Origin of the sequence: Desulfitobacterium sp. LBE (assembly GCF_007830365.1) — a bacterium.
Lineage (GTDB): Bacteria > Bacillota > Desulfitobacteriia > Desulfitobacteriales > Desulfitobacteriaceae > Desulfitobacterium > Desulfitobacterium hafniense.
This window is the reverse complement of sequence record NZ_VLKD01000001.1, coordinates 2,553,982-2,578,500: the sequence shown is the minus strand read 5'-3', so window position 1 is coordinate 2,578,500 and position 24,519 is coordinate 2,553,982. Positions and strand designations below refer to the sequence as shown.

Annotated in this window: 22 protein-coding genes and 1 pseudogene; 19 read left to right on the top strand and 4 right to left on the bottom strand. The window is 47.3% G+C overall.

Annotation, left to right across the window (positions count from 1 at the left end; all coding sequences use genetic code 11):
- Positions 1-5 precede the first annotated feature (5 nt).
- From DESLBE_RS12250 to DESLBE_RS12225, 7 genes are all read left to right on the top strand, one after another.
- A complete protein-coding gene (locus DESLBE_RS12250; protein WP_015943106.1) occupies positions 6-1,217 on the top strand; it encodes a GNAT family N-acetyltransferase in 1,212 nt (403 codons plus the stop codon).
- A gap of 53 nt (positions 1,218-1,270) precedes the next feature.
- Positions 1,271-1,639 carry a hypothetical protein gene (locus DESLBE_RS12245; protein ID WP_144677045.1) on the top strand — a complete coding sequence of 123 codons (369 nt, stop codon included), beginning with the start codon at positions 1,271-1,273 and terminating at the stop codon, positions 1,637-1,639.
- 371 nt (positions 1,640-2,010) lie between these two features.
- Entirely contained in the window at positions 2,011-2,928 is a 918-nt protein-coding gene (locus DESLBE_RS12240) for a LysR family transcriptional regulator (protein ID WP_144678648.1), read from the top strand.
- A 204-nt stretch (positions 2,929-3,132) separates the two neighbouring features.
- Positions 3,133-4,350, top strand: coding sequence for a poly-gamma-glutamate synthase PgsB (gene pgsB, locus DESLBE_RS12235; RefSeq protein ID WP_144677043.1), 1,218 nt, complete (start codon positions 3,133-3,135; stop codon positions 4,348-4,350).
- Complete coding sequence (gene pgsC / locus DESLBE_RS12230; RefSeq protein ID WP_015943109.1) at positions 4,331-4,786, top strand: poly-gamma-glutamate biosynthesis protein PgsC; 456 nt, start codon at positions 4,331-4,333, stop codon at positions 4,784-4,786. Before pgsB ends, pgsC begins: the two co-directional genes overlap by 20 nt.
- 15 nt (positions 4,787-4,801) lie before the next feature.
- Positions 4,802-4,936 carry a hypothetical protein gene (locus DESLBE_RS27310; RefSeq protein ID WP_282432838.1) on the top strand — a complete coding sequence of 45 codons (135 nt, stop codon included), beginning with the start codon at positions 4,802-4,804 and terminating at the stop codon, positions 4,934-4,936.
- Between the two features lie 17 nt (positions 4,937-4,953).
- The gene (locus tag DESLBE_RS12225; RefSeq protein ID WP_144677041.1) at positions 4,954-5,790 is read left to right on the top strand and encodes a poly-gamma-glutamate hydrolase family protein; all 837 of its coding nucleotides are present in this window, start codon (positions 4,954-4,956) and stop codon (positions 5,788-5,790) included.
- Positions 5,791-5,941: 151 nt separating this feature from the next.
- On the opposite strand, the gene DESLBE_RS12220 is transcribed toward DESLBE_RS12225, so the two are convergent.
- Entirely contained in the window at positions 5,942-6,655 is a 714-nt protein-coding gene (locus DESLBE_RS12220; protein WP_243131306.1) for a poly-gamma-glutamate hydrolase family protein, read from the bottom strand.
- Between the two features lie 377 nt (positions 6,656-7,032).
- On the opposite strand from DESLBE_RS12220, the gene DESLBE_RS12215 reads away from it, so the two are divergent.
- The 3 genes from DESLBE_RS12215 to DESLBE_RS12205 all read left to right on the top strand — a co-directional run bounded on the left by DESLBE_RS12215 (position 7,033) and on the right by DESLBE_RS12205 (position 10,646).
- On the top strand, positions 7,033-7,746 hold the full coding sequence (locus DESLBE_RS12215) for a response regulator transcription factor (protein WP_144677037.1): 714 nt from the start codon (positions 7,033-7,035) through the stop codon (positions 7,744-7,746).
- The gene (locus DESLBE_RS12210; protein WP_144677035.1) at positions 7,739-9,361 is read left to right on the top strand and encodes a HAMP domain-containing sensor histidine kinase; all 1,623 of its coding nucleotides are present in this window, start codon (positions 7,739-7,741) and stop codon (positions 9,359-9,361) included. The genes DESLBE_RS12215 and DESLBE_RS12210 overlap by 8 nt, the downstream gene beginning before the upstream one ends.
- Before the next feature lie 151 nt (positions 9,362-9,512).
- Positions 9,513-10,646, top strand: a complete 1,134-nt coding sequence (locus tag DESLBE_RS12205) for a mechanosensitive ion channel family protein (RefSeq protein WP_144677033.1) — start codon at positions 9,513-9,515, stop codon at positions 10,644-10,646.
- Positions 10,647-10,672: 26 nt separating this feature from the next.
- Here DESLBE_RS12205 and DESLBE_RS12200 read toward each other — a convergent pair whose 3' ends face one another.
- Both DESLBE_RS12200 and DESLBE_RS12195 read right to left on the bottom strand, forming a co-directional pair.
- Positions 10,673-10,975 carry an AzlD domain-containing protein gene (locus DESLBE_RS12200; protein ID WP_005807927.1) on the bottom strand — a complete coding sequence of 101 codons (303 nt, stop codon included), beginning with the start codon at positions 10,973-10,975 and terminating at the stop codon, positions 10,673-10,675.
- Entirely contained in the window at positions 10,972-11,679 is a 708-nt protein-coding gene (locus DESLBE_RS12195; RefSeq protein WP_144677031.1) for an AzlC family ABC transporter permease, read from the bottom strand. Before DESLBE_RS12195 ends, DESLBE_RS12200 begins: the two co-directional genes overlap by 4 nt.
- A gap of 169 nt (positions 11,680-11,848) precedes the next feature.
- Here DESLBE_RS12195 and DESLBE_RS12190 point away from each other — a divergent pair, with 169 nt between their 5' ends.
- The 9 genes and pseudogenes from DESLBE_RS12190 to DESLBE_RS12145 all read left to right on the top strand — a co-directional run bounded on the left by DESLBE_RS12190 (position 11,849) and on the right by DESLBE_RS12145 (position 23,731).
- Positions 11,849-12,403, top strand: coding sequence for an XRE family transcriptional regulator (locus tag DESLBE_RS12190; protein WP_144677029.1), 555 nt, complete (start codon positions 11,849-11,851; stop codon positions 12,401-12,403).
- Between the two features lie 222 nt (positions 12,404-12,625).
- Positions 12,626-17,245, top strand: a complete 4,620-nt coding sequence (gltB, locus tag DESLBE_RS12185) for a glutamate synthase large subunit (protein WP_144677027.1) — start codon at positions 12,626-12,628, stop codon at positions 17,243-17,245.
- Positions 17,246-17,257: 12 nt separating this feature from the next.
- Entirely contained in the window at positions 17,258-18,775 is a 1,518-nt protein-coding gene (locus tag DESLBE_RS12180; RefSeq protein ID WP_144677025.1) for a glutamate synthase subunit beta, read from the top strand.
- Positions 18,776-19,409: 634 nt separating this feature from the next.
- Positions 19,410-20,156, top strand: coding sequence for a hypothetical protein (locus DESLBE_RS12175; protein WP_005807934.1), 747 nt, complete (start codon positions 19,410-19,412; stop codon positions 20,154-20,156).
- 40 nt (positions 20,157-20,196) lie between these two features.
- Positions 20,197-20,547 (top strand): annotated as a pseudogene (gene fosX / locus DESLBE_RS12170) (FosX/FosE/FosI family fosfomycin resistance hydrolase); the annotation flags it as partial.
- Between the two features lie 280 nt (positions 20,548-20,827).
- Positions 20,828-21,544, top strand: a complete 717-nt coding sequence (locus DESLBE_RS12160) for a hypothetical protein (protein ID WP_144677023.1) — start codon at positions 20,828-20,830, stop codon at positions 21,542-21,544.
- Between the two features lie 365 nt (positions 21,545-21,909).
- Positions 21,910-22,107 carry a hypothetical protein gene (locus DESLBE_RS12155; protein WP_144677021.1) on the top strand — a complete coding sequence of 66 codons (198 nt, stop codon included), beginning with the start codon at positions 21,910-21,912 and terminating at the stop codon, positions 22,105-22,107.
- Positions 22,108-22,647: 540 nt separating this feature from the next.
- Positions 22,648-23,475 carry an RNA methyltransferase gene (locus DESLBE_RS12150; RefSeq protein WP_011461790.1) on the top strand — a complete coding sequence of 276 codons (828 nt, stop codon included), beginning with the start codon at positions 22,648-22,650 and terminating at the stop codon, positions 23,473-23,475.
- A 22-nt stretch (positions 23,476-23,497) separates the two neighbouring features.
- Positions 23,498-23,731 carry a hypothetical protein gene (locus DESLBE_RS12145; RefSeq protein ID WP_018306501.1) on the top strand — a complete coding sequence of 78 codons (234 nt, stop codon included), beginning with the start codon at positions 23,498-23,500 and terminating at the stop codon, positions 23,729-23,731.
- A gap of 380 nt (positions 23,732-24,111) precedes the next feature.
- Here DESLBE_RS12145 and DESLBE_RS12135 read toward each other — a convergent pair whose 3' ends face one another.
- A complete protein-coding gene (locus tag DESLBE_RS12135; protein ID WP_005814848.1) occupies positions 24,112-24,396 on the bottom strand; it encodes an AbrB/MazE/SpoVT family DNA-binding domain-containing protein in 285 nt (94 codons plus the stop codon).
- Positions 24,397-24,519 lie beyond the last annotated feature (123 nt).

Below are 24,519 nucleotides of genomic sequence, written 5' to 3'. Positions count from 1 at the left end.
ATTTTATGAGCAGGAGAAAGCAGCTAAAAATCAAAAAGGCCGGCCTGGAGCATCTTGAACAGTACAATCAACTGCTGAGATATGTCTTTCAGGTAACTGACCGGCAATTACATCAAATTGGCTGGGAAGAGGATGAGATTATACGTGCCAAATCCCCTGTTTTGGAGCAGGCGGATGTGTGGGGATGGTTTGACGGGGACAAACTTATCTCTCAGGTAGCGGTTTATCCTTTACAGGTACGCATCTTCAATAAAACTTATAATATGGGAGGGCTTACCGGAGTCGGCACATACCCGGAGTATACCAATCAAGGACTCATGCATAAGTTGTTGTATCAGGCGCTGGAAAACATGAAAAAGCAGGGCCAGTCGATTTCCTTCCTGTATCCATATTCCATCCCTTATTATCGCCGGAAAGGCTGGGAGATCATTTCCGATCGAATCATATATGAAATTCAGGATTATCAACTGCCTAAGAATAAACAGGTGTCTGGTGAGATAGAACGCGTACCGGTGGAAGACGAGCAGGTGAAAAAAACGTATGAGCGCTTCGCTCTTCAAACTCATGGCGCTATGCTGCGCAATGATCTTGCGTGGCGGGAATATTGGCTGTGGGATCCTGATGATATGATGGCGGCTGTATACTATAATGAGAGCGGACAGCCGGATGGTTATGTGCTTTACCGAATTGCAGATGAGGTTTTTCACATCAAGGATATGATCTTTATCAATGAGGAGGCCCGCAGCGGACTCTGGAATTTTATCAGCGCACATTTTTCTATGATTGCCAAGGTCGTAGGCCATACGTACACGGACGAACCTCTGGCGTTTTTGCTGGAGGACGCTGATATCAAGGAAACGATCTCTCCTTATTTCATGGCACGGATCGTGGATTTAGAGCAATTTATTGCCCAATACCCCTTTAAGCCGGACACGACGGATCGAGAATGGACATTTATGTTGGATGATCCGCTGCTTTCGTGGAATCAAGGTGTTTTTACACTGCGTATCACTGCGGCAGGCCAAGGCGAAGTCATTCGTGCGTCGGAGAAAAGCAACGATAAAATTGATATTCAGACCATGACGACTATGTTGTTAGGATATAAGCGGCCGGACTATCTGCACAAGATTGGGCGCATATCCTGCAGATCGAAAACTGTGGATATGCTTGAGGATGCTATTGAACAGCAGACACCGTATTTTTCGGATTATTTTTAAGACCCGTGGTGATGTCCAGGCTATAATTCTAACCGGCGAATAAGAGGTGTGTAATGAAAAAAACTATTTTAATTGGTTATTTAATACTATTAGTGGCAGTGGCAAACGGAGGGTTTTGGATTGGACGAAATACTGCTGATCCGATAGCAGGGGCTACATTTTATGCAACTATTGAGGATATTGATCAAAATAACTTCCTGGTAAATGGTTTGGATGTCAATGATATAAATAATCGAGGTGAAGTCTATTTTAGCGTTGATAATAAAACCAAGTTAGAATGGAGACATACACAAATCACCCGGGAAGATTTACAGATAGGGGACACTATTTCTGTTACTTATCTCGGTGAAGTTCAAGAGAGCTATCCAAGAAGAACAGTCAATCCTGTAATCAGGGTTACTCTTTTGGAAGATGAAAAATAGAAGAGCTCCTCGCCCTGGGCAGAACAGATCTGGTGAGGAAGGAAACAGAAAAGGGTCTTTGAGTATAATCTTCAGAAAGTGCAACATCGCCGAGCAGTTCAAAAAAGAACGGGATCCTCAATCCCTTGGCGCCAAACGCCTTCGTGAAGGTAAGAAGGAATATTACGAATGTCTTAACTAGGTTCAAGCGTACCTTAAAACAAGATTTCCGTGTAAAGTATGTACTCGTTGACAGTTGGTTGAGCAGTAAAGTGGAAATCTAAATAAATATGAGAAACATGGAACAAATAGAGCTGGGAAAGGGTATCTATTTGATCTATAATTAATTTAATACAGAACTTGCTATATGGATGATGGGATGGATGCTGTTTATGCGTATCGAGCAGCTATATTATCTTGTTGAAGTGAGCAAAAATAAATCTCTGAGTGTCGCTGCTGAGCAGATTCATGTCTCACAGCAGAATCTTAGCGTCGCCATTCGTAATTTGGAGAAGGAGTTCGGCGTTGAGCTTTTAGTGCGCTCCTATAAGGGTGTATCGCTTACAAAGGAGGGGGAGGAATTTGTCAATAAAGCGCAGGAGCTCCTAACTAAGATTGACGAATTCTATTCCCAATTCAGCAAGCCCCTTCCTAAAAAGGTTTTAAAAGGGAAGCTGCGCATTGATGTGGTCCCTTATATGACCCTGCCGGATATCCTGGTTTCTTTTTATAAGCTGCATCCCCAGGTCAATGTGATTTTAGAGGAGCATAGTCCCCAGGAAATTATGTGTAATGTAGCCGCAGGGATAAGTGATCTTGGCATTATCTTTCGGACAAGTGAAGATCCGAGATTTTTTGAGGCTGTTCATGATCTGGGATTGAGCTACGAAAGTATACTTGACGATAAGATTTTTGTATGTGCCGGGAAAAAGTCCCCCCTCAAAAACAAGCGCGTGGTCACTCATACCGAGCTCTTTAAGCAAAAACTGATCGTTTCCGAGGATCTTTATGGCTGGATTCTGGAGATTATCAAGCGCTATCAGGACCCCGCCGATCTGCAGATCCAGAAATCAAACAGTATGCAGATTTACAAAAAGGTGATTGAAGAAGGCCTGGCGGTGGGTTTCGTTACCGGAATCGGTTTGGAAAAAGAGCTTATCTTTAAGAAGGGGGAAGTGCTCCCTATAGCCATCGAAAAGCACAATAACATCACCATTGGGGTGGTGTATCGTGCAGTCAATTCCCAAACTGAAATCAGCAAGGAGCTTATCGATTATCTTAAGTTAACAACCCAGGATTACCGTTGTTGATCCTGTTCTTGTCCATAATGAAAACCTATTTCCTCCGAGAGATGCTCTCGGAGTTTTTTTAGTTTATAGGCATTTTGTAACATTTGTTTAAAAATCTGTAACAAATATTCTGTTTCCGGTAAATATTGGGTCATATTTGTCACGTATAATGAACGGCGAGAGGGGGTTCCATTTGTTAATTCTTGGACGAAAGGACAGATCGATTTGCAGTTTGCGCTAGCGCTGATGTTTTTTGTTTTTTGCCTGGGTGTGTATGAGCAGATCAGACATAATCGAAACCTGAACCGTATCCCCCTTCGGGTCAATATCAACGGCACCAGGGGCAAATCAACGGCCACCAGGTTGATTACCGGGATTCTGAAGGAGGCGGGAGAGAAGGTTGTCGGGAAAACGACCGGAACCAGTGCCAGAATTATTTACTGGGACCGGGAGGAAGAAGAACCGATCAAACGGGGCCCTCTGGGGCCCAACATTATCGAACAAAAAACAGTCGTCCGCAAGGCGGCCCGGCTGGGTGCTTCCGCCTTTGTCACGGAGTGCATGGCGGTCAATCCCGATTACCAGATCACATTCCAGGAGAAGCTGGTGAAAGCCAATGTCGGCGTGATTGTCAATGTGCGGGAAGACCATATGGATATGTGCGGCCCTACCTTGGACTTTATCGCCGAGTCGTTTACAGCCACCATTCCCAGGAACGGAACCCTGGTTGTGGCGGACAGCCGTTATAACGATTATTTCCGGCGGGAGGCGGGCAAACGGAACAGCCGGGTCCTGATTACCGATGAAAAGGAAATTCCAGCCGGTTACCTGGAAAAGTTCAGCTATATCGTTTTCCCGGAAAATATCGCCCTGGCGCTGGCGGTGGCCAAAGCCCTGAACATCGACAAGGACACGGCCTTAAGGGGAATGCTGAATGCCAATCCGGACCCGGGGGCCCTGATGATCCATCCCCTGGATAAGCAGGAGGGGAGTTATTTTGTCAACGGCTTTGCGGCCAATGATCCCAATTCGACCCGCCTGATCTGGGACCATATCACAGCGATGGGCTATGCCACGGCAAACCCCATGGTCATTGTCAACTGCCGGCCCGACCGGGTGGACCGGACCTTGCAGTTTGCCGGGGAGGTCCTGCCGCAGATGGATATTGAGATTCTCGTGGCTATGGGGGAGACAGTGGGCCCCATCAGCGAAGGTGTTCACACCGGGAAAATAGAGCCCCGCCAATATATCAATGCCGAGGGACTGTCTCCCCATGAGGTGTATCACATGATCAAGGATGATTTCACAGGCAGGATGGTTTTCGGCGTCGGCAACATCCACGGGGGCGGGGAAGAATTGGTCGAATTGATCATACACCCCACAAGCAATGGCTTCATCCAACAGGAGGAAAGGAGGCAGATCGTTGCTGCTGACCAATATTGACGCGATGATCATCATGGGTGTGATCTTAAGTCTGCTGTTTACGGAAATCACGGGCATACTGCCTGCCGGTCTGGTGGTGCCCGGCTATCTGGCCATGCTCGCCAGACAGCCCCAGGCCATTTTCCTGACGTTTCTGATCAGCATTCTGACTTATGCCATCGTTTATTTCGGTGTAAGTAAAGTCACCATTTTATACGGCAAGCGAAAATTTGTGGCCATGATCACGGTGGCCATCGTCTTACAGTTTATCATCCATGCCCTGGTGCCTGTTTTTGATTATAGTATGATCTCCGGACTGGCGGCAGTCGGCATTATCGTACCCGGTCTGTTGGCCAATACCATTCAGCGTCAGGGCCTGGCCACAACATTTTTGAGCACGGGCCTGCTGAGTGTGCTGACTTACGGGTGCGCAGTGCTGTTGAATGTCCAAATTTGAGAAAGGAGGAGAACGATGAATAAGGCGTTGACCATCAAAGAAAAATGCCTGTATCTGATGAAGATCAGCAAGCGTAGGACCGGCACCCAGGCCCTTGTGGTTATGGGAGTCATGCTGGCGGTTATCGGGGTCAATTATTTGTTCCTCTAGTTGAAAGGAGAAAAAGTATGAAAAAAGGACTCAACAAAATTTTAGCGGTTGCTTTAGTGTTTACATTTGGGATTGGCGCCAGCGCCTATGCCCTGACACCGGGGTATCACAGTTTTGCCGAACTGTCCGCGGCGGAAGCGCCTGCGGACTACACCATCAAAACCAATGATATCGGCAGCGACACCACCGTTTTGGCCCTGCACGGGGGCGGGATTGAAAGAGGGACTTCGGAGCTGGTCGAAGCCTTGAACGGCTACGGCAAGTATAATACCTATTTCTTTGAGGGTCTGAAAGCGGCGGATAACGGCAGCCTTTTCCTGAGGGCCGTCGAATTTGACGAACCCACAGCGGTCAGCATGGTTCAGGATTCGGATTACACGGTTTCCGTGGTCGGAGCGGCAGGGGATGATGAAATCACCTATATCGGCGGCCAGAATAAGCTGCTGGCGGAATTGATCAAATTGCACCTGACCACTAAAGGCTACCAGGTGCAGACCTTAAGTGTCCCCGACCGGATCGCCGGAATCCTGGACAGCAATATCGTGAATCAGAATCAACTGTTTAAGGACAGTTACCGGCTGGGCGGAGTTCAGATCGCCGTTTCCAAAGGGTTACGGGATAAACTGGCAGCGGATCCTGTCACCTTAACCGGCTATGCGGGCGCCATCGATGACGCCTTAAGCGGCAGCTGGCCGGTGATCGTATCCCAGCTGGAGAAAATCACCAACGCCAATTATAATGGATTTCTCCACAAGTTTGATCCGACCAAGCCCAACTTTGAGAAAAAGGTCAACCAGATCTTGAAGAAGGGAGCCAAAACCCCCAAAGAATTGATTGAAAATATCCAGGAATAACAAGAAAATACCCCAGAGTAACAACAGGGATAAACAAAAAGCTGCAAACCGCCTAAAAAGGGTTTGCAGCTTTCGTATTTAAGAGTGTACCGTTTTAATTGAGTGTACTGTTTTGATTGCCGATCCAGACAGATGCTGACCTGGGCAGCCTCTATGGCCTGTTGCCGAGGGCTTCGCTGAGCGCCGCAACATACCTGGTCAGTTGGCTGCTGTCGGCATCCAGAAACTGTGCCCGCAAGCCCTTTGAGATTTCCAGCTGAACGCCGCCCCCGTTTTGGTTGCGGTTGACGATATTGTCCGGGGACAGGCCGGCCAGGTGCTTCGGCGCATCCAGCACGGTAAAGCCGTACTCCGTCAGGGCGTCCTTGACTTTGCCGGCCAATGAGGTGTCCAGGCCCCCGATATAGGTAAACTCGCCCGCACCGGAACAGCCGTGGATGGATAAGGTTGTTTCCGATTGGGCCACCATGGCCAGGGCGGCCGGCTCTTCGAACTGAGCGGAAGGAATATGCAGGGAGGCATTGTCTTTGTCTTTCACGCCCAGATAGGTATAATAGTTGTAATGATTGCGGGCGGACAAGGCGTAAGCCAATTCGCTGGTCCCCTGCTCGATTTTCCCCCCATGAATGGCGATGACGGCAACCTTGGAATCCGTCACACCTGTTCTGATTTCGTAGTCGCCGAAGTTTTTCACGTTTATGTTCACCTCATCGTCAAGGATGGCCTCTGGCGGGGGAGGCAATTCCCGGGCCTCAAGGTATGTAGCGCCGGAAGCTGTCGCGGTCGGTTCCGCAAACAGCAAAACCAGCAGGCAGGAGCAAATCAGAATTCGTTTCGGTCTGGCAAAAATGCCTGTGTTTATCATCTTCATCCCCCGCTTTGCCAAAATCCATATCTGTATTCCATGTTTGTATTATAAAGGATATTTTCTGCACTTGGCAACTTCCCGGGGCGGAGGTTTTTCGTCTTGTAATAGTTGTTAACAGATTGGCAAAATACTTTCATGTTGCGGTAAAGGATAGGTAAAATTTCTGCCCTATAATGACTGGGAAGGGAAAAAATGTGTGATTTCTGTAACAATGATTAACATTTGCGGCAAGGGGACGAAAAGAAAAGAGCTGAGAAGTATCTGCTTCTCAGCATTTTCCGCTTCCGGCCGGAAGAAAAATGGCAATTTGTGGACCGCCATAAATCGATGAACTATGAGTAAGAGTAGGATAAAAACCGCTGAGGAGGGAAACGATGCTGTTTTTGGGGAAAGTCTTGGTGGTCGACGACGACCAGAATGTCTTGGAACTGGTCAAGTTATATGGTGAGAGAGAGGGGTTCGAAGTGGTCGCTGTCGACGACGGGGACCTGGTGCTGGCCGCCTTCGACCGGGAGAATCCGGATGTCGTCATCCTGGATATTATGCTTCCCGGTCAGGACGGGCTTTCTTTGTGCCGAAACTTAAGGGCGGTGCGCATGATTCCGATCATTATGCTGACGGCCAAAGGGGAAGAGGCGGACCGTGTTCTCGGCCTGGAAATGGGTGCCGACGACTATGTTGCCAAACCTTTCAGCCCGCGGGAACTGGTCGCCAGGATCAAAGCGGTGCTGCGGCGCAGCCAGGCGGCGGACCCGGCCACGAATTGGCAGTTGAAATATCCCGGGCTGGAAATCCGGGCCGATATCAGGAAAGTGCTGGTGGACGCCGCGGAAAGCGAAGTGACCCCCAGAGAATTCGATCTGCTTTATCACCTGGCCCAGAATCCCCAGCGGGTCTTTACCAGGGAGGAATTGCTGGGGGCTGTCTGGGGATATGACTACTTCGGCGATCAGCGTACAGTGGATGTTCATATTCGCAGGTTGCGGACAAAGCTGGCGTCTTTGCCTCACGAATACCTGCAGACTGTTTGGGGTGTAGGGTACAAGTTCACACCTCCGGTCAAGGGGGGAGAGACCGGTTTTGCGTAATGATTTGCGATGGATCAGGCGGAAACTTCAGCAGGCAGCCGGCGCCGTCCGGGGGTTCTGGCTCGGGGTCAAGCGCCTGTTGGGGGAACAGTTTAATAAAAATATCTATACACGGATCCTGTTTACTAATGTCACGGTCTTTGTCATTGGTTTGATCGCCCTCATCCTGTTTTCCGGCTTTATGGTCAAACAGGTGACTTACGACCAGGTCGAACAGGAGCTATTGCGCAAGGCCAAGCGGGTCAACTTCGCCCTGCTCCAGCAAACGAACTATGTCTGGGGCAAAGCGCCGGAAGGAGAGGTCAACGATCAGGCCCAGGAGAAACAGAGTTTCCTGAAATACTTGGCCGATCTCTTTGACGCCAGGATCACCATCTTTGACCGGGAGGGAACGATTCTGGACACTTCGGCGGAGCAGGAAGTGGTGCCCGGCAGCAAGGTAGAGCTCCGGCATGTGGAGAGTTTCACCAAGGGCGGGACGGCGATCACCCGCACAACGGACCCCGAAACGGGACAGCTCGCCTTTCTGGTTGTCGTTCCGATGGGCAACAACAACCAGGCCACGGAAAACGGTATTTTACTGGAAACCAAGCCTTCCAACGTGAACCTGGCCTTGAACAAACTCCATGTTTACCTGGTGATCGGGGGAATGACCGTCCTGGTGATTGTTCTGATCGTGTCCGTGAATCTGGCCATGTATATTTCCCGGCCGATTTCCCGGTTGGCGGCTACGGTGGGGGAGATCAGCAGCGGGGGGTATGTTCTGAGCACGGACGACCAGCCCCTGGATGAGATCAATGTCCTGGCCGGGCAGCTCAATAAACTGACGGAAAGACTGCAGAAGATCCAGAGCGAAAGTCTGCGGATGGATGAAGAAAGAGCCCGCCTGTTTGCTGAAATCTCCCATGAGCTGCGCACGCCCCTCACGGCCGTCCAAGGCTTTGTGGAGGCCATCCGGGACGGCGTGGTGCAGGACGAGGTTTTGCGGGAGCGGTATTTGGACACTATTTACACGCAAACGGTACATATCGGCAGGCTGGTCGACGACATCCTGGTCTTAAGCCGCCTGGAAAGCGGTAATATCACGGTGGAGAAGCTGCCGGTGGACCTGGTCGCCCTGGCCCAGGGGGTCGTCGTTTCCATGGAGGCTGTGGCTGCCAGCAAGCAGAACGGGATTTACCTGGAGAAAAAAGTGGAAAAAACGGTGGTCATCGGCGATGTGGACCGGCTGGAACAAATTATCAGGAATTTATTGAAGAATGCCATCGCCGCCACCGAGAACGGTACGATCCGGGTTGGGGTGGAGGAACGCTACGGCAGGGAGGTAGTCCTGACTATTGAAGACAATGGCACCGGCATAGCGCCCGACGATCTGCCGCACATTTGGGAGAGGTTTTACCGGGTGAAGAACCGGCAGGAGGGCCGCCAGCAGGAAAAAGGGAGCGGTCTGGGCTTGGTGATCGTCAAAAAAATGGTTCAGCTGCAAGGCGGCCGGATTGAGGTCACCAGCCAGTTGGGCAAGGGAACGGTTTTCAGCATTATCTTTCCCTCTTTTCAGGCTTCAGCCCTTACTGATCATAGTTACGCCCGGAAACAGGGAACGATCGACAAATAGCTGTAATATCAGAGGCAGTTAGTTTAACCCGGAAAAGGCTTATACTGCTGTCTGATATTTTTAGGAAGGGCTTTAAAGTATGGTATAATTTCTTAAGTATAGTTTGTTGCTGCTTTCTAAGAATATTATGAAGAACTAAGTGGAGGTAAATATGGATCTGCTGTTGCTGGAACTGCAAAATCAATGGGAATCGGTCATTTATGGCACTAATCTAAGAAGAATTGGCGGAGCCATATTAGTTCTGCTCTTGGCGCTTCTGCTGAAAAAGATATTTTCTAAAGTGATCATCGTCTTGATGCAAAAATTGGCTAAGAAAACCAAGAGCACTGTCGATGATTCTATTGTGGAAGCGCTGGATAAACCGGTACAGCTGGGTTTCATCATTATTGGCTTACAGATCGCGGCCCAGATGCTGATCCTGCCCCCGGAGATCAGTGTGTTTGTCCAGAGGGTCATTCGCTCTTTAATTTTATATACTCTATTTTGGTCGGCTTACCGGGCTGCGGATGTTTTTACGGCTTTGTTTGAAAAACGGGCCCTGCTCACGGTTGATAAATTTGACGATATGCTGGTTTCTTTTTTGAGCAATGGGGCTAAAGCAGTGATCATTGTCTTGGGAGCGATCACCGTAGCCCAAGTCTGGTTTAGTGAGATCGCCGGTGTTTTGACGGGTTTGGGGCTGGGTGGTCTGGCCTTTGCTCTTGCTGCTCAGGATACAGCCAAAAACTTATTCGGCAGTGTGACCATTATGCTGGATCGCCCCTTTAACATTGGCGACTGGGTTCTGACCCCCAGTGTGGAAGGAACGATTGAAGAGATTGGGTTTAGAAGCACTAAGGTAAGAACCTTTGCCGACGCGGTAGTGACCATCCCCAATTCGGTCATGAGCAATGACCCTATTACCAATTGGTCGAGGATGGGGAAGAGGAGAATTAATTTTCAGCTCAAAGTGAGTTACCAAACCACAGCTGAACAGCTTCAACAGTGCATTCAATCTTTACGGACCATTCTGGAAGAACATCCGGAGGTCCATCCCGAAACCATCCTGGTTTATTTTGAGCGGTTTGGGGAGAATTCCCTGAATATATTTGTTTATTTCTTTACCAACACCACCAACTGGAAGAAATTTCTCGAAGTTCAGGAGGATATTAACTTTAAGATCATGGCCTTGCTGGAGGAGCTGGGTGTATTCGTAGCCCTGCCTTCGCGAAGCGTTTATATCGAAGGAGCGAAGAGTGAGGCTCTGAAAGAGGATGTTGTCACGGTCACGACTGCTAAAGCTTAAATTTGTCAGTGATGACGCTATGATGGCTATAGTTGCAGAACGACAAAGGCGGCCATGATGGCAACGAGTACGGATAAAACTAAGCTCCCTTTCAACCAGGAGCAGATACCGGCGGCCAGGATACCGACAACTGTTGCCCATCTCATATCTGGAGCGGATTGCATGATCCCCCGTATAATCAAAGCACTCAAAGCGGTATAAGGTATATACTGCAGGAATCGCTTCAAGACAGGGGGCAGAGGTCTTCCTGTCATCATCAGCAGGGGCAGCAATCTGGGCAAATAGGTTACTACCATCATGCCGGTAATTAAAAGGAGATAGCTTTTCATGGGGATACCTCCTGCTCTTTAATAAGGAAAGCGCCGATTCCGGCCGCCAGGATCACGGCGGCAATGAAACACCAGGATGGGGGCAGAAGCTTGAAGTGTGATCCAACCAGGTAAAAAATCCCGGACATCACCGCCAGAAACAAAACGGAAAAGGACTTCTTGATCTCAGGTGCCAATAAGGCCATAAACATAGCGTAAAGACCTACGCCCAGACTCAGTTGAACCGTTTCCGGCAGCATGGTGCCGACAAGATACCCGGCAATCGTACCGGCGACCCAGGAAAAATAGGGGATGATCTGCAAGGTAAGTAAAAATGGGATGTCTAAGGTCCTGTTTCTTAGAGAGATCAAGGAAAAGGCTTCGTCGGTAATGCCGAAGGCAATGACAAAAAGCCAATGTTTTTTAATTCCCTGCAGTCTGACCGATAAGGAAGCGCTCATAATGAAATGCCGTAAGTTCAGAAGAAAGGTGGCAAGAATGATGCTTCCGATGGGAATACCGTCTTTGATCATGTCTAAGGCCATAAATTGGCTGGCTCCGGCAAAAACCATCACGGAAAACAAACCGGTGTCCTCCAGTGAGATGCCAACATTTTTGGCAAGAAGTCCGAAGGCCATAGCCACGGGGAAAAAGCCGAAGATAAGGGGAAGAGCGGCGATAAGTCCTTCTTTGATACTGTCTGCAAGCTGATTTTCTCTGTTCATGTTTTCTCCTCCGGTTCTGTGCAGTCTATCTATTATTAAGTGCAATGGTATAATGATAAAGCATAGAACGTATATATCGTATGTTATATTGAACAAATAAGTATAATATAACGTATAGATGGATATATTATATCCTGCCGGGGGATAAGATACAAGGGGGAAGACCTAGTTGAAAGACTTGAACCAGATTGTGGCCAATAACTTAAAGCGAATCAGGGAAGAGATGAAATTAAGCCTGGACAAGGTATCGGATCTGACCGGTGTCAGTAAAGGGATGTTAAGACAGATTGAGGCAGGTGAATCCAGCCCGACCATTAAAACCATCTGGAAAATTGCCTCAGGGTTAAAAATACCTTATACATCAATCATCAACATTCCCCAGCCGGAGACATTCCTTGTTTTACGGGAGGAGATCGAACCTCAAGTTGAGGACGATGGGAGATATAAGGTCTATTCAATCTTTCCTTCTGAAGATGGGCGAAAAGTGGAAGTCTATACGATAGAGCTAGAAAAGGGCGGTTCCTTTTCTTCGAATTCTCATGGAGAAAGGACTCAGGAATTTATTACAGTCTATGAGGGTGTGCTGACCATTCAGGTGGATGATGAAGAATACAGTGTAAAAGCAGGGGACTCCATTAAATTCATGGCGGACAGAGCTCATGCTTATTCCAATAGAACGGAACACTTAACACGGGCAAGCATGGTTATTTATTATCCGATGTAAGAAGGGCTTAAGCTTTAAATATTGTATACATTGGCGAAAACGGTTGAAATGCTAAGCCTTATTATGTTAAGTTATGCTTAATCAAAAATGGAGCAAAGGCGCTCAAAGAGACATGTACCTGCACAGGTGCAAGTCTTTTTGGAGCGCTTTTTTGGTTTATTTTTATACAGCGGCAATGTTCATTTGTATAGAGAGCAGTATTGAACGAAGAGGGGGAGAATTATGCAAAATTACGGTTTGCCTCAAAAACAGGGGCTTTACGACCCGGCTTTAGAACACGATGCCTGCGGAATGGGATTCGTGGTCAGCATCAAAGGTGAAAAGTCCCATGAGATAATCGATGAAGCTTTAACCGTATTGGAGAATTTAAATCACAGAGGAGCCAGTGGCGCTGATGAGAACACAGGCGACGGCGCCGGGATTCTGGTCCAGATCCCCCATGATTTCTTTCAGCGGGAATGTGAAGTGCTGGGATTTGCCTTGCCGGAAAAGGGGAATTACGGGGTAGGGATGATCTTTGCTCATCGCTATGCTGACTTCAGGCAAATCCAAATGGAGACTTTCGAAAGGATCGTCATTGAGGAAGGTCAAAGGATCCTGGGCTGGAGAGAGGTCCCTATCGATAAAAGCACGATTGGAGAAAGCGCTAAAACTGTGATGCCCCGCTTTATTCAAGTGTTTATAGAGAAAAACCCTGAGATTCTTGACGTGATGGATTTCGAAAGAAAGCTCTATACCATCCGCAAGCGTGCCGAGAAGATCATTTTGCCGATGTGTGAGGATAAGGGCGGTACCTTCTATGTGGCCAGCCTGTCCGCCAAGACCATCGTTTATAAAGGGATGCTGACGGCGGAGCAGCTGCGTCATTTTTATCTGGATCTATCCGACCTGGATTTCGTCTCGGCTCTGGCTATGGTCCATTCCCGCTTCAGCACTAACACTTTCCCCAGCTGGGAAAGAGCTCACCCGAACCGCTATATTGTCCATAATGGGGAGATCAATACCATCCGGGGGAATGTGAACTGGATGAGAGCCCGTCAGAAATGTATCGATTCTTCCTTATTTGAGGATATCGCCAAAGTCTATCCCATTGTGGATGAATCCGGCAGTGATTCGGCCATGTTCGACAACAGCCTGGAGTTCCTGCACCTGACCGGAAGATCTCTTCCTCATGCGGTGATGATGATGATTCCGGAACCTTGGGAAAACAACGACTTTATGCCTAAGGAGAAAAGGGATTTCTATGCTTACAACAGTTTTTTGATGGAACCCTGGGACGGCCCCGCCGCTATGGGCTTTACGGATGGGGTGGTGATCGGCGGGGTACTGGACCGCAATGGGCTGCGCCCATCCCGCTATTATGTCACCAAGGATGATAAGGTCATTCTGGCATCCGAGGTGGGAGTTATCGATATCAAGCCGGAGAATGTTCAATATAAAGGCCGTCTGGAGCCTGGAAAAATGCTGCTTATTGATACAGAGGCCCAGAGGATCATTGCCGACGAGGAGATTAAAACCGGCGTAGCCCGGAAAAATCCCTACGGTGAGTGGATTGAGAAGCACATCGTGAAGCTCAGCAGTCTGCCTGAGGCAGCCCGGATGGATCAGAGAGCCGGGTCAGTTGGGATAGCTGAGGAACCGGAAGTAAGCAAAGACCAGGGGCAGCTGATTCAGCAGCAGAAAGCCTTTGGCTATACGTTTGAAGATATTACAAAAACTATCCAACCGATGGCGGTGGAAGGAGTAGATCCTGTGGGAGCCATGGGCATGGACTCTCCGTTAGCGGTCTTGTCGGAAAAGCCGCAGATGCTCTATTTGTATTTCAAACAGCTTTTTGCTCAGGTAACCAACCCTCCCATTGATGGCATCCGGGAAGAAATCGTCACCTCCTGCACGATGCTCCTCGGTAATTCCGGGAACCTGCTGGACCCCGATCAGGAGAATACGGCATCCCTTTTCCTGGAGCATCCCATTCTGACCAATGAACAGCTTAACAGGATTAAGCATTTGCAGCATGGGCAGTTTAAAACCGTGACCTTATCCATGCTTTATCCCGTGGCGGGGGGGCCGAAGGCTATGGAGCGGGCCTTGGAGCGGCTCTGCAGAGAAGCGGATAAGGCGATTGGGGAAGGGGCCAATATCATCATTCTCTCCGACCGGGGAGTGGATAAGGAGCAGGCAGCCATTCCGGCTCTCCTGGCGTCTTCAGGCCTTCACCACCATCTGATCCGCAAAGAAATCCGTACGAACCTGGGTATTGTGCTGGAATCGGCGGAACCCCGGGAAGTTCATCACTTCTGTACTTTGGTGGGTTATGGCGTGACGGCCATCAATCCTTATCTGGCTTATGAGACCATCGAAGATCTGGCGGCTAAGGGCCTCCTTGACGGACTGACCGCCCAGGCAGGGATCAAAAATTTCATTAAAGCTTCGGTGAAAGGAATGCTTAAAGTTCTCACCAAGATGGGGATCTCCACCATGCACAGCTACCATGGCGCCCAGATCTTTGAAGCGGTGGGGCTGCGGAAGGATCTGATCGACAAATATTTCACCATGACTCCTTCCCGTCTGGAAGGGATCGGTCTGGAAGAGATTGCCCTGGAGAACCAAATGCGCCATGAAAGCGCTTACGATGAAAACTCTCTCTATGCAGACAGCTTAGAAGTAGGCGGTTACTTCCAATGTAAAGAAGATGGGGAAAAGCATCTCTATAACCCGGAAACCATCTATTTGATTCAAAAGGCCTGCCGGGAAGGCAATTATGCTCTCTTTAAAGAGTACACCAAAAAGATCAATGAAGAAGAAGTCTATACCTTGAGGCATCTTTTGGACTTCAAATATAATGCCGGGGACACCATCCCCATCGAAGAAGTGGAATCCGTGGATTCCATCGTCAAACGCTTTAAAACCGGGGCTATGTCCTATGGCTCCATCAGCAAGGAAGCTCACGAAGCTTTGGCTATAGCCATGAACCGGCTGGGGGGCAAGAGCAATACCGGTGAAGGCGGGGAAGACTGCGAGCGCTTTAAGGTTCTTACCAATGGCGATACCAAGAACAGCGCCATCAAGCAGGTGGCTTCCGGACGCTTCGGTGTCACCAGCAATTATCTGGTCAATGCCCAGGAGATTCAGATTAAGATGGCTCAGGGAGCCAAGCCCGGCGAAGGGGGACAGCTGCCGGGACGCAAGGTCTATCCCTGGGTGGCCAAGACCCGTCATTCCACACCGGGTGTGGACCTGATTTCTCCCCCTCCTCATCATGATATTTACTCCATCGAAGACTTGGCGGAGCTGATCCACGACCTGAAGAATGCCAACCGGGAGGCACGCATCAACGTCAAATTGGTTTCGGAAGTGGGAGTGGGCACCATTGCTGCCGGAGTAGCTAAAGGGAAAGCCGATGTGATTCTGATCAGCGGTTATGACGGAGGGACAGGAGCCTCCCCCCGCACCAGTATCCGCAATGCGGGACTGCCCTGGGAGCTGGGCCTGGCTGAAACTCATCAGACTCTGGTCCTCAATAAACTGAGAGACCGGGTGGTGGTGGAAACAGACGGCAAGCTTTTGTCAGGGCGTGATGTGGTCATCGCCGCCATGCTGGGCGCTGAAGAATTCGGCTTTGCCACTACTCCACTGATCGCTTTGGGCTGTGTTATGATGCGGGTCTGCAACCTGAATACCTGCCCGGTGGGCATCGCTACCCAGGATGAGGAATTAAGAAAGAACTTCACAGGCAAGCCTGAGCATGTCGAAAACTTTATGCGCTTTATCGCTCAGGAAATGCGGGAAATCATGGCTAAACTGGGCTTCCGGACCATCAATGAGATGGTTGGCCGTACCGACCGCCTGAAAAGCAAAGAGACGATTAAGAACTGGAAAGCCTCCCAGTTGGATCTCTCCCAGATTCTCTATCAGCCTTATGCCGGCTCTGATGTAAGCCGCTATAACACTCAAGCCCAAAAGCATTTGCTGGAAAAATCCCTGGATATGAAAAAGCTCCTGCGGGTTTGTCAGCCTGCTTTGGAAAATCAAAAGCCGATCCGTGCCAAATTGAAAATCAACAATGTGGATCGGGTGGTGGGGACCATCATCGGCAGCGAAATCTCCAAACGCTATGGAGAACAAGGACTGCCTGAAGATACCATTAAACTGGCCTTTGTGGGCTCAGCCGGTCAAAGCTTCGGGGCCTTTGTCCCTAAGGGGCTGACTTTGGAGCTGGAAGGGGACTCTAACGATTATCTGGGCAAAGGACTTTCCGGCGGTAAAATCGCCGTGTACCCGCCCCGGACGGCGGATTTTGTTCCTGAAGAGAATATTCTGATCGGCAATGTAGCCTTCTATGGAGCAACCTCAGGGGAAGCCTATATTAATGGGATTGCAGGGGAACGCTTCTGCGTCAGAAACAGCGGTGTTCATGCCGTGGTAGAAGGTGTAGGGGATCATGGCTGTGAATATATGACCGGCGGCAAGGTGGTCATCCTGGGCAAGACGGGACGGAACTTTGCAGCGGGAATGTCCGGCGGGGTAGCTTATATCCTGGATTTTGATGAGAACTATTGCAATAAATCCATGGTGCTTCTGGAAAACATCCAATCCGCAGCCGAGCTTGATGAAGTCAAGGAAATGATCCGCAAGCATATGGAGTATACCCATAGTCCCCAGGGAGGAAAAGTTCTCGCGGATTGGGAAAGCTATGCAACCCGGTTTACCAAAGTGATTCCCAAGGACTACAAGCGGATGCTGGCCAATATCGATAAGGCTTGCCAAGACGGATATTCAGGGGATGAAGCACTGATGGCAGCCTTTGCCGAGCATTTTAAAACGTCGGAAGCGGCTAAGTAAGGGGGGACAAACATGGGAAAAGCAACAGGTTTTTTAGAGTATCAGAGAATTGACCCAAAGAAGCGTGCTCCTGAGGAGCGTATTCAGGACTGGCGGGAGATTAAGCTGCCCAGAGACCCTGAGGTGATTAAGACCCAGGGTGCCCGCTGTATGAATTGTGGCGTTCCCTTCTGCAATGGCGGGGTCGTGCTCAATGGCATGGTTTCGGGCTGCCCGCTGCATAATTTGATTCCGGACTGGAATGAACTGATTTATAAAGGGCAATGGGAAGAAGCTTATCGGCGTTTAAGCCGTACCAGTCCCTTCTCGGAATTCACATCCCGGGTTTGCCCTGCGCCCTGTGAAGGAGCCTGCACCGAAGGCTATATTATGGAGCCGGTAACTATCAACTGTATAGAGTATGAAATCATCGAGAAGGCCTTTGCCGAAGGATGGGTAAAGCCCAAAAAAGGGAAAGTCACCGGTAAAAGGGTGGCGGTGGTGGGTTCCGGCCCTGCGGGACTATCGGCAGCGAATTATCTCAATGCCGTGGGCCATGAGGTCACGGTGTATGAGCGGGCCGACCGCCTCGGCGGACTCCTCATGTACGGCATTCCCAACATGAAGCTGGAGAAAAACGTGGTGGAGCGGCGTATAAACTTAATGAAGGAATCCGGTATCCACTTTGTTCTCAATACCGAGGTGGGCAGGGATATCCCGGCACAGGATCTGGTGAATCAATATGATGCGGTGGTTCTCTGCATCGGTGCCACCAAGGCCCGGGGGCTCAACGTAGAGGGCTGTGATCTGAAAGGGGTCCACTATGCAGTAGATTTTCTGAAGGCTAATACCAAAAGTCTGTTGGACTCCAATTTTGAAGGCTTGGAAACCATGGCTGAGAAAGATGGCCAGGAGGGCGGCTGGATCAGTGCCCAAGGAAAAAACGTCATCATCATCGGCGGTGGAGACACGGGAACGGACTGTGTCGCTACCTCCATCCGTCATGGCTGTAAAAGCGTCCACCAATTCGAAATTATGCCCGAGCCCCCTGCCAAGCGAATCGAGGCCACCAATCCCTGGCCGGAGTGGCCCAAAAAGCTTAAAGTTGACTACGGTCAGGAAGAAGCCATCAGTCTCTATGGAAAAGATCCCCGCCATTACCTCATCAATACGAAAAAGATCGTGGGCAACGAGCAGGGTGAGGTTAAGGAGGTTCATACCGTAGAAATCCACTGGATGAAAGACTCCTCCGGAAGAATGGTTCCCCAGGAAGTGCCCGGCAGCGAAAAAGTATGGGAAGCAGACTTGGTCCTTTTGGCCATGGGTTTCCTCGGCCCGGAAGATGCTATACCCAATGAGCTGAATCTTGAGCGGGATGAGCGCAGCAACCTTAAAGCGGAGTATGAAGAGTTTGAAACCAATGTGGAAAAGGTTTTTGCTGCGGGAGATGCCCGAAGGGGGCAGAGTCTTGTGGTATCGGCTCTTCAGGAAGGGAAGCTGGCCGCCCGTGAGGTGGATAAGTATCTGATGGGGAGGAGCGGGATTAGGTAAGGGATAGGTAAGAGGTTTTAAAACAGGTAGGAAATGTGGAGTAAATTAAAGGGACGATTCATTGGACAGGGTGCTGTCGATGAATCGTCCCTTTGTTATTTTGGATTATTTTGTTCTTGGTGTATTTGTGTGAAGTGAAATGCACTTTGGTGTATGGAAGAAAGTAGATATGTATATGTTGGTGTAGTTTTTGCAGGTGCTGTGTAAGATTTAGGAAAATTAAGAGGAAATAGGTAGTTTGTGGAGAATAAAGTTATAATAGGTCTATTCGGATAATCACATATTCCTCGGGATTAAGGGTTGTGAGGTTGTTACGCTAACATTAAATGATTTATATCCAGATAGGAAATTAGTCCGCATCAAACAGGGCAAGGGGAAAAAGATAGGTATAGTCTGCTTTCCGATACAGCAATAGAGGTCTTGAATGAATACATTACCTACTATAAACCCAAGAAGTGGCTATTTAGCGGGGAAGATCCGGAACTCACATATCAGAGCGGACGGACCAGGTAATCTTTAAGAATGCCTTAGACAAGTCGGGAATTAAGAAAGACCTATCGGTCCAATTGCATTGATGTTGTGGTAAAAAAGTGTTAGGAGAAACTATCATGCATGCTCAACTAGGGGGTCATATATGTTTAAGAAAATGTATCTAGGAATTGAAATAGCACATGATTATTTAAGGGCAATTGATATAAATGGAAGCATTGTGATTGACGAGCCTTTGGATTATGCTCCTTGGAATAGTGAAACAGGATTTTTAAAAGCTATTGACTATTGTTTATCTAAAGAACATAAAGCATTTAGAAAAATGAATTTGTTCCTGTCGACACCTATTGAAGAATTCAGTAATACTGAGTCATTGAGAAAGATTGTTAGTAAAGACAAAAGGGTTAGTTCCATTACTATAATTGGAAATATCATAGCGGCAGCATTAGGCACTTTATCATCCGGGATTAAACTTTTAGGTCCAGGCGAATTTGAAAAGAAGTTGTATATTTATAGTCAAAAGTATGCAACCTATTTTTCATTAATTTGGTCTGGATCGGTAGTTGAGTTTCTTAAAATAGACAAGGGTTACGATGAGGTAAATAAAATTATATTAAGTAAGGGGCTTTTTGATTTACTCACTAAAGTACCAGTGCACGTTCCAAAGCAATATTCTTCTAATCCAAACATGCAATCATATTTGAAATTTTGGAATGAGGAAATTAAAACGGTATATATATCCATACCAGACCTAAAGAGATTCAGTTTAGAAAAGAGAATTGACAAATATGAAGTAATTTACACTAATTATAGTGAGTTTCTGATCACTAACGGATTAAAGAAAATAATAGACGAGATGAGAATGGAGGTTGAATATGATAGAAGGCATTAGCCATTTAACTTTCATAGTTAAAGACTGAGAACGCTCATCTGAATTTTTTCGATATATATTTGACGCTCAGGAGGTATATTCTAGCGATGAAGAGATGTTTTCAATATCAAGGGAAAAGTACTTTTTAATTAATGATCAATGGATAGCAATAATGGAAGGTGAATCTTTAGCGGAGCGGACATATAATCAGGTTGCCTTCAAAATAGACGATGGTGAATTCGATATATATGAAGCAAGGATCAGAGCTTCAGAATTAGAAATAATGAATTCTAGACCAAGGGTTAAGGGAGAAGGTCGATCAATATATTTTTATGATTACGACGGTCATCTATTTGAACTACACACCGGCACACTTGCGGATAGATTGGTTAGGTACGGCTCTGTGAGATAACCAAGGCGCAGCGCTCCATGGGCCGCAAAAATTGCTTTGACAGAATTATTTCAAATGCGCTGGGGAGAAATAGATTTAGAAGTTACATCTGAAGACTGGAAAGAATATCAGCGGCTCTGTCACCCGGATTCTCCGGATTTTATACTCAATATTCCTGATTATTGTGCTTTTATTACATATTCTTTATTTTGTGGCAGAGTGGTTCAATGATTAAAGGGCTGCCATCCATGGCAACTGACAACGATTCTTGGTCATTGCCGATTTTGAGAGGTTGAATATAATGAGAAAGATTGTATTGCTAGCCATCATAATAGTAATCCTTCCGTTAACAGGTTGTGGGAATGATACAACGAAACTTCCAGAAGACAACAACAAAGATGTACAAATACTAAATTCTTCAATGAATTCTGGTGTTAAACAATTCACGAATGAAATAGTACCAGATTGGCTATATCAATCACTTCAGCAGAAATTTAATAGCGCAACAACATCCATAAAGCAAGAGGATATTACTTTCATACTGGTTAACTTAAAAGAGTCTGATAAAAGTCAAGTCGCCGCATTTGTATCAATTGATAGAGTGAATGGCTATTTTATACTTTATGAATTTAGGCAAGGTAAATACGTAGAAGTTTACTCGAAAAGTGAACCAGTCTATGGTATGCAAGTATATGGTGGAGGAAAACAGTTACTGGCATTCATTTCAGGTCATGGAGGAACTGGTGTTCAAGAAAACTCATTTCATGTCATTGGATATACAAGTAAAGGCTATTCAGAAATCTGGTCTGGAATAGCTGAGAAGTTTATGTTTGGGGGACAAGTCCCCGATTACAGAACAATAGGAAGTATAAATCTGACAATGGACAATCAAACGTTGGTTTATTCTATAACCGAAGAATTATATAACAAAATAGATAAGCCAGATAAGGTCGAGCAAACTGTTGAAATATATCAATATGACACTGAGCAAGAAAAGTTCGTTAGAATAGTAAAATAATCCGGAGGCAACGATGCCTTTTCCGGGGGAGTATACTTTTCAATTTCACTAAGTAGAACAATGGGAAGAAAATAGTAAATCTTTCTAAGCTAAATCACCGACCGGATGGCTATCGATAATAGGTAATGAAGAAAGTTGATTATTTTAAGTTACATATGGGGGCATAGCGTCAGATAACCCAGAATTCCCGCAAGGGTGCTAGATGAGGGAATTTGGGGCAGGTTCAGGCACCACATCCTCCCGCCTAAGATAAGAGCTATCTAAGGCGGGAGAACGTCGGGAATTCACATCCGTTATAAGAAATGATGCATATGTGGCTCTTATTTCGGGTAGGTTTTTACTAGCTGTAAAGGAGTTATTACTTTATGGACAACAATAAAAGAGAGCTATTAATCGGTGTGTTAAAATCCGGTATAGCGGCTATTCCTCATGTCGGTGAGGCACTAAATGAGGTTCTTTTTGAGATTAGAGGTAGAATTGCACAGAAAAGGTTAAATGATTTTACTAATAGTTTATTGAGTCCATTTATGAAAAAGAATAAAGCAAAGAATTCGTCAATATGAGCAGGAGTTGACAACGATTGAAATGGAAGGTAAGTATGAATTTTATATATGTGACCTAATATCAAAATCTCTGTTGATAGATTAAAAAAATATAGGAAACACATACAACGACTTGGGAAAAGAGGGATTAACCATACTATATATCACCGATTTTGGTAAAGAATTTCTTGGATTCATTCATTCGGATTTCTAAAGGATTAAGTAGGGCTCTGGAGCGCGCCACTTCTTATAACGGCAGGTTCCCGACACTTAGAGGACGATGTATGTGGTTAGGATGCGTCGGGAATGCCCAGAACGTTATATGACATTTCCTTCAAGACCGCCCGCCGTCCATGGCGGGATATAGACGAGAACTTAAATTCGTACTTGTAGATTATTATTTCGTAGTGGTAGAAAGGTGTGTCTTATATGCAATATAGTGTAGTTAATAGTATAGTATATTGATGGTGGTGTAATTCTTACTTACGGTAAAAAAGGATTTTATATTGCAAAAAAATCAAGGTTTATATGTTTCACTAACCTCGAACATAAGGAGATAAGATGTCAAATATCATTGAGATAAGCGATTTTTCATTGCCCAATTTGGATGTCTTTGCTCGCCTGACGGAAACGCAGCTGCGCAACCGGTTGGAGCCGGAGATAGGAATCTTTATTGCGGAGAGTACCAAGGTAATTGGACTTGCCCTCGACGCTGGATGCGAGCCTATTTCACTTTTGATGGAGCGCAAATACATTGCAGGGCAGGCGCACGGTATAATCACCCGCTGCGGAGATATCCCCGTCTATACTGCCGATAGCAACCTGCTGGCAGGGCTGACTGGCTTTCAGCTGACCCGCGGTGTGCTGTGTGCCATGCGGCGTCCTCATCTACCCAGCGTTGAGGAGGCGTGTGCCGGTGCAAGTCGAGTGGCTGTGCTTGAAGGGATTGCGGACTCCACCAACGTCGGTGCCATTTTTCGCTCGGCTGCGGCGCTAGGCATCGATACCGTGTTGCTTACCCCCTCATGCTGTGACCCACTGTGCCGGCGTGCGGTGAGGGTGAGCATGGGTACCATCTTTCAAGTGCCATGGGCCCGTATTGGCAGCGAGTCCTCGCAGTGGCCGCAGCAGGGCATGAAGAGTCTACGCAAGCTGGGCTTTAAGACCGTTGCCATGGCTTTAAATGATAACGCTGTCAGCATAGACGATCCGCAGCTCATGGCAGAAGAAAAACTTGCTATCGTATTGGGTTCAGAAGGTAATGGACTGGCGCCCTGCACGATTGCTGACTGCGATTACACCGCGTGCATCCCTATGTCCCATAACGTGGACTCTTTGAACGTTGCTGCAGCCAGCGCCGTGGCTTTTTGGCAACTCAGGGTCCGGTGAGCTTTTATTGGAGGTGATTTGCTTGAAAAAGAAATTGGTTCTGACAGTTGTAATAGCAATCGCCTTTGTAGGTATTTCTATTTACCTTTTACAACCCAGATTAATAGCAAAAGATATAGATTTATTAGATATAGATACGGTCATCCACAATGTAGATAAAGAAGAACGTACTGATATCACAGAGCAAATAAATGGAGGCTCAAGGGGCCACCGTCCTTGGCGGCCTCTAGATTTAGGGGCGTACGGCATCGGATAACAGAGGAGTCCCGCAACTAGAGGATGATGCATGTGGTTGGGACGCTGCGGGACTCCTCGAAACGTTATCTGAAAGTCGGCGGAACAAAAAAGCAGCCGGTTGAGGCTACTTTGGTGGAAATACATCATCGTGAGTTCCGATGATATAAAGTGTGTTGATTTGATCACTCGCTTCAGAAGCCACTTCAATAATAATACGTATCGACATATTGACACTGATCTCATAGAAGTTATCAGTCCCTTGAATTTTTTTGTATCGCAGTGATGGATGAGTTGGGTCAGACATGAATAGCTCAATGGCTTTCTGGGCTTGCTTTAATGTTTTCGAGTTAAGCTGCTTAAATTGCTTATCAAACTTTCGGGTAGATCTGAAGCGCCTAGTCATTGTTCGATACCGTCAAGAAATTCGCGAATTGTGCTAAACTCACGAACGTTACCTGATTCAACGTCATTTTTGGCTTCGAGCATATCATTTTGGGCTTTGTCAGTCCAAAAGTATGCTTGGCCAGAGGGGACTAGTTTCATGGGTTCAATGATGATTTTATTGTCATCTATCCTAATGTCGAGAACATCACCTTCAGAAATATTGAGTTTTTCTCTGATATCTCTTGGTAGGCTTATAAGGTTTCGTTTTTGAACGAAAATTCTACGGGAGATAGCGGACATGAATATCACCCTTTCGGCTCTTTCTAAATACAGTATATGCGTAATTACGTAGTAGCGCAAATCAGGGAACAATTAATTAGGTATTCCTATGGGGCACCGATCTTAAGATAACAGAGGAATCCC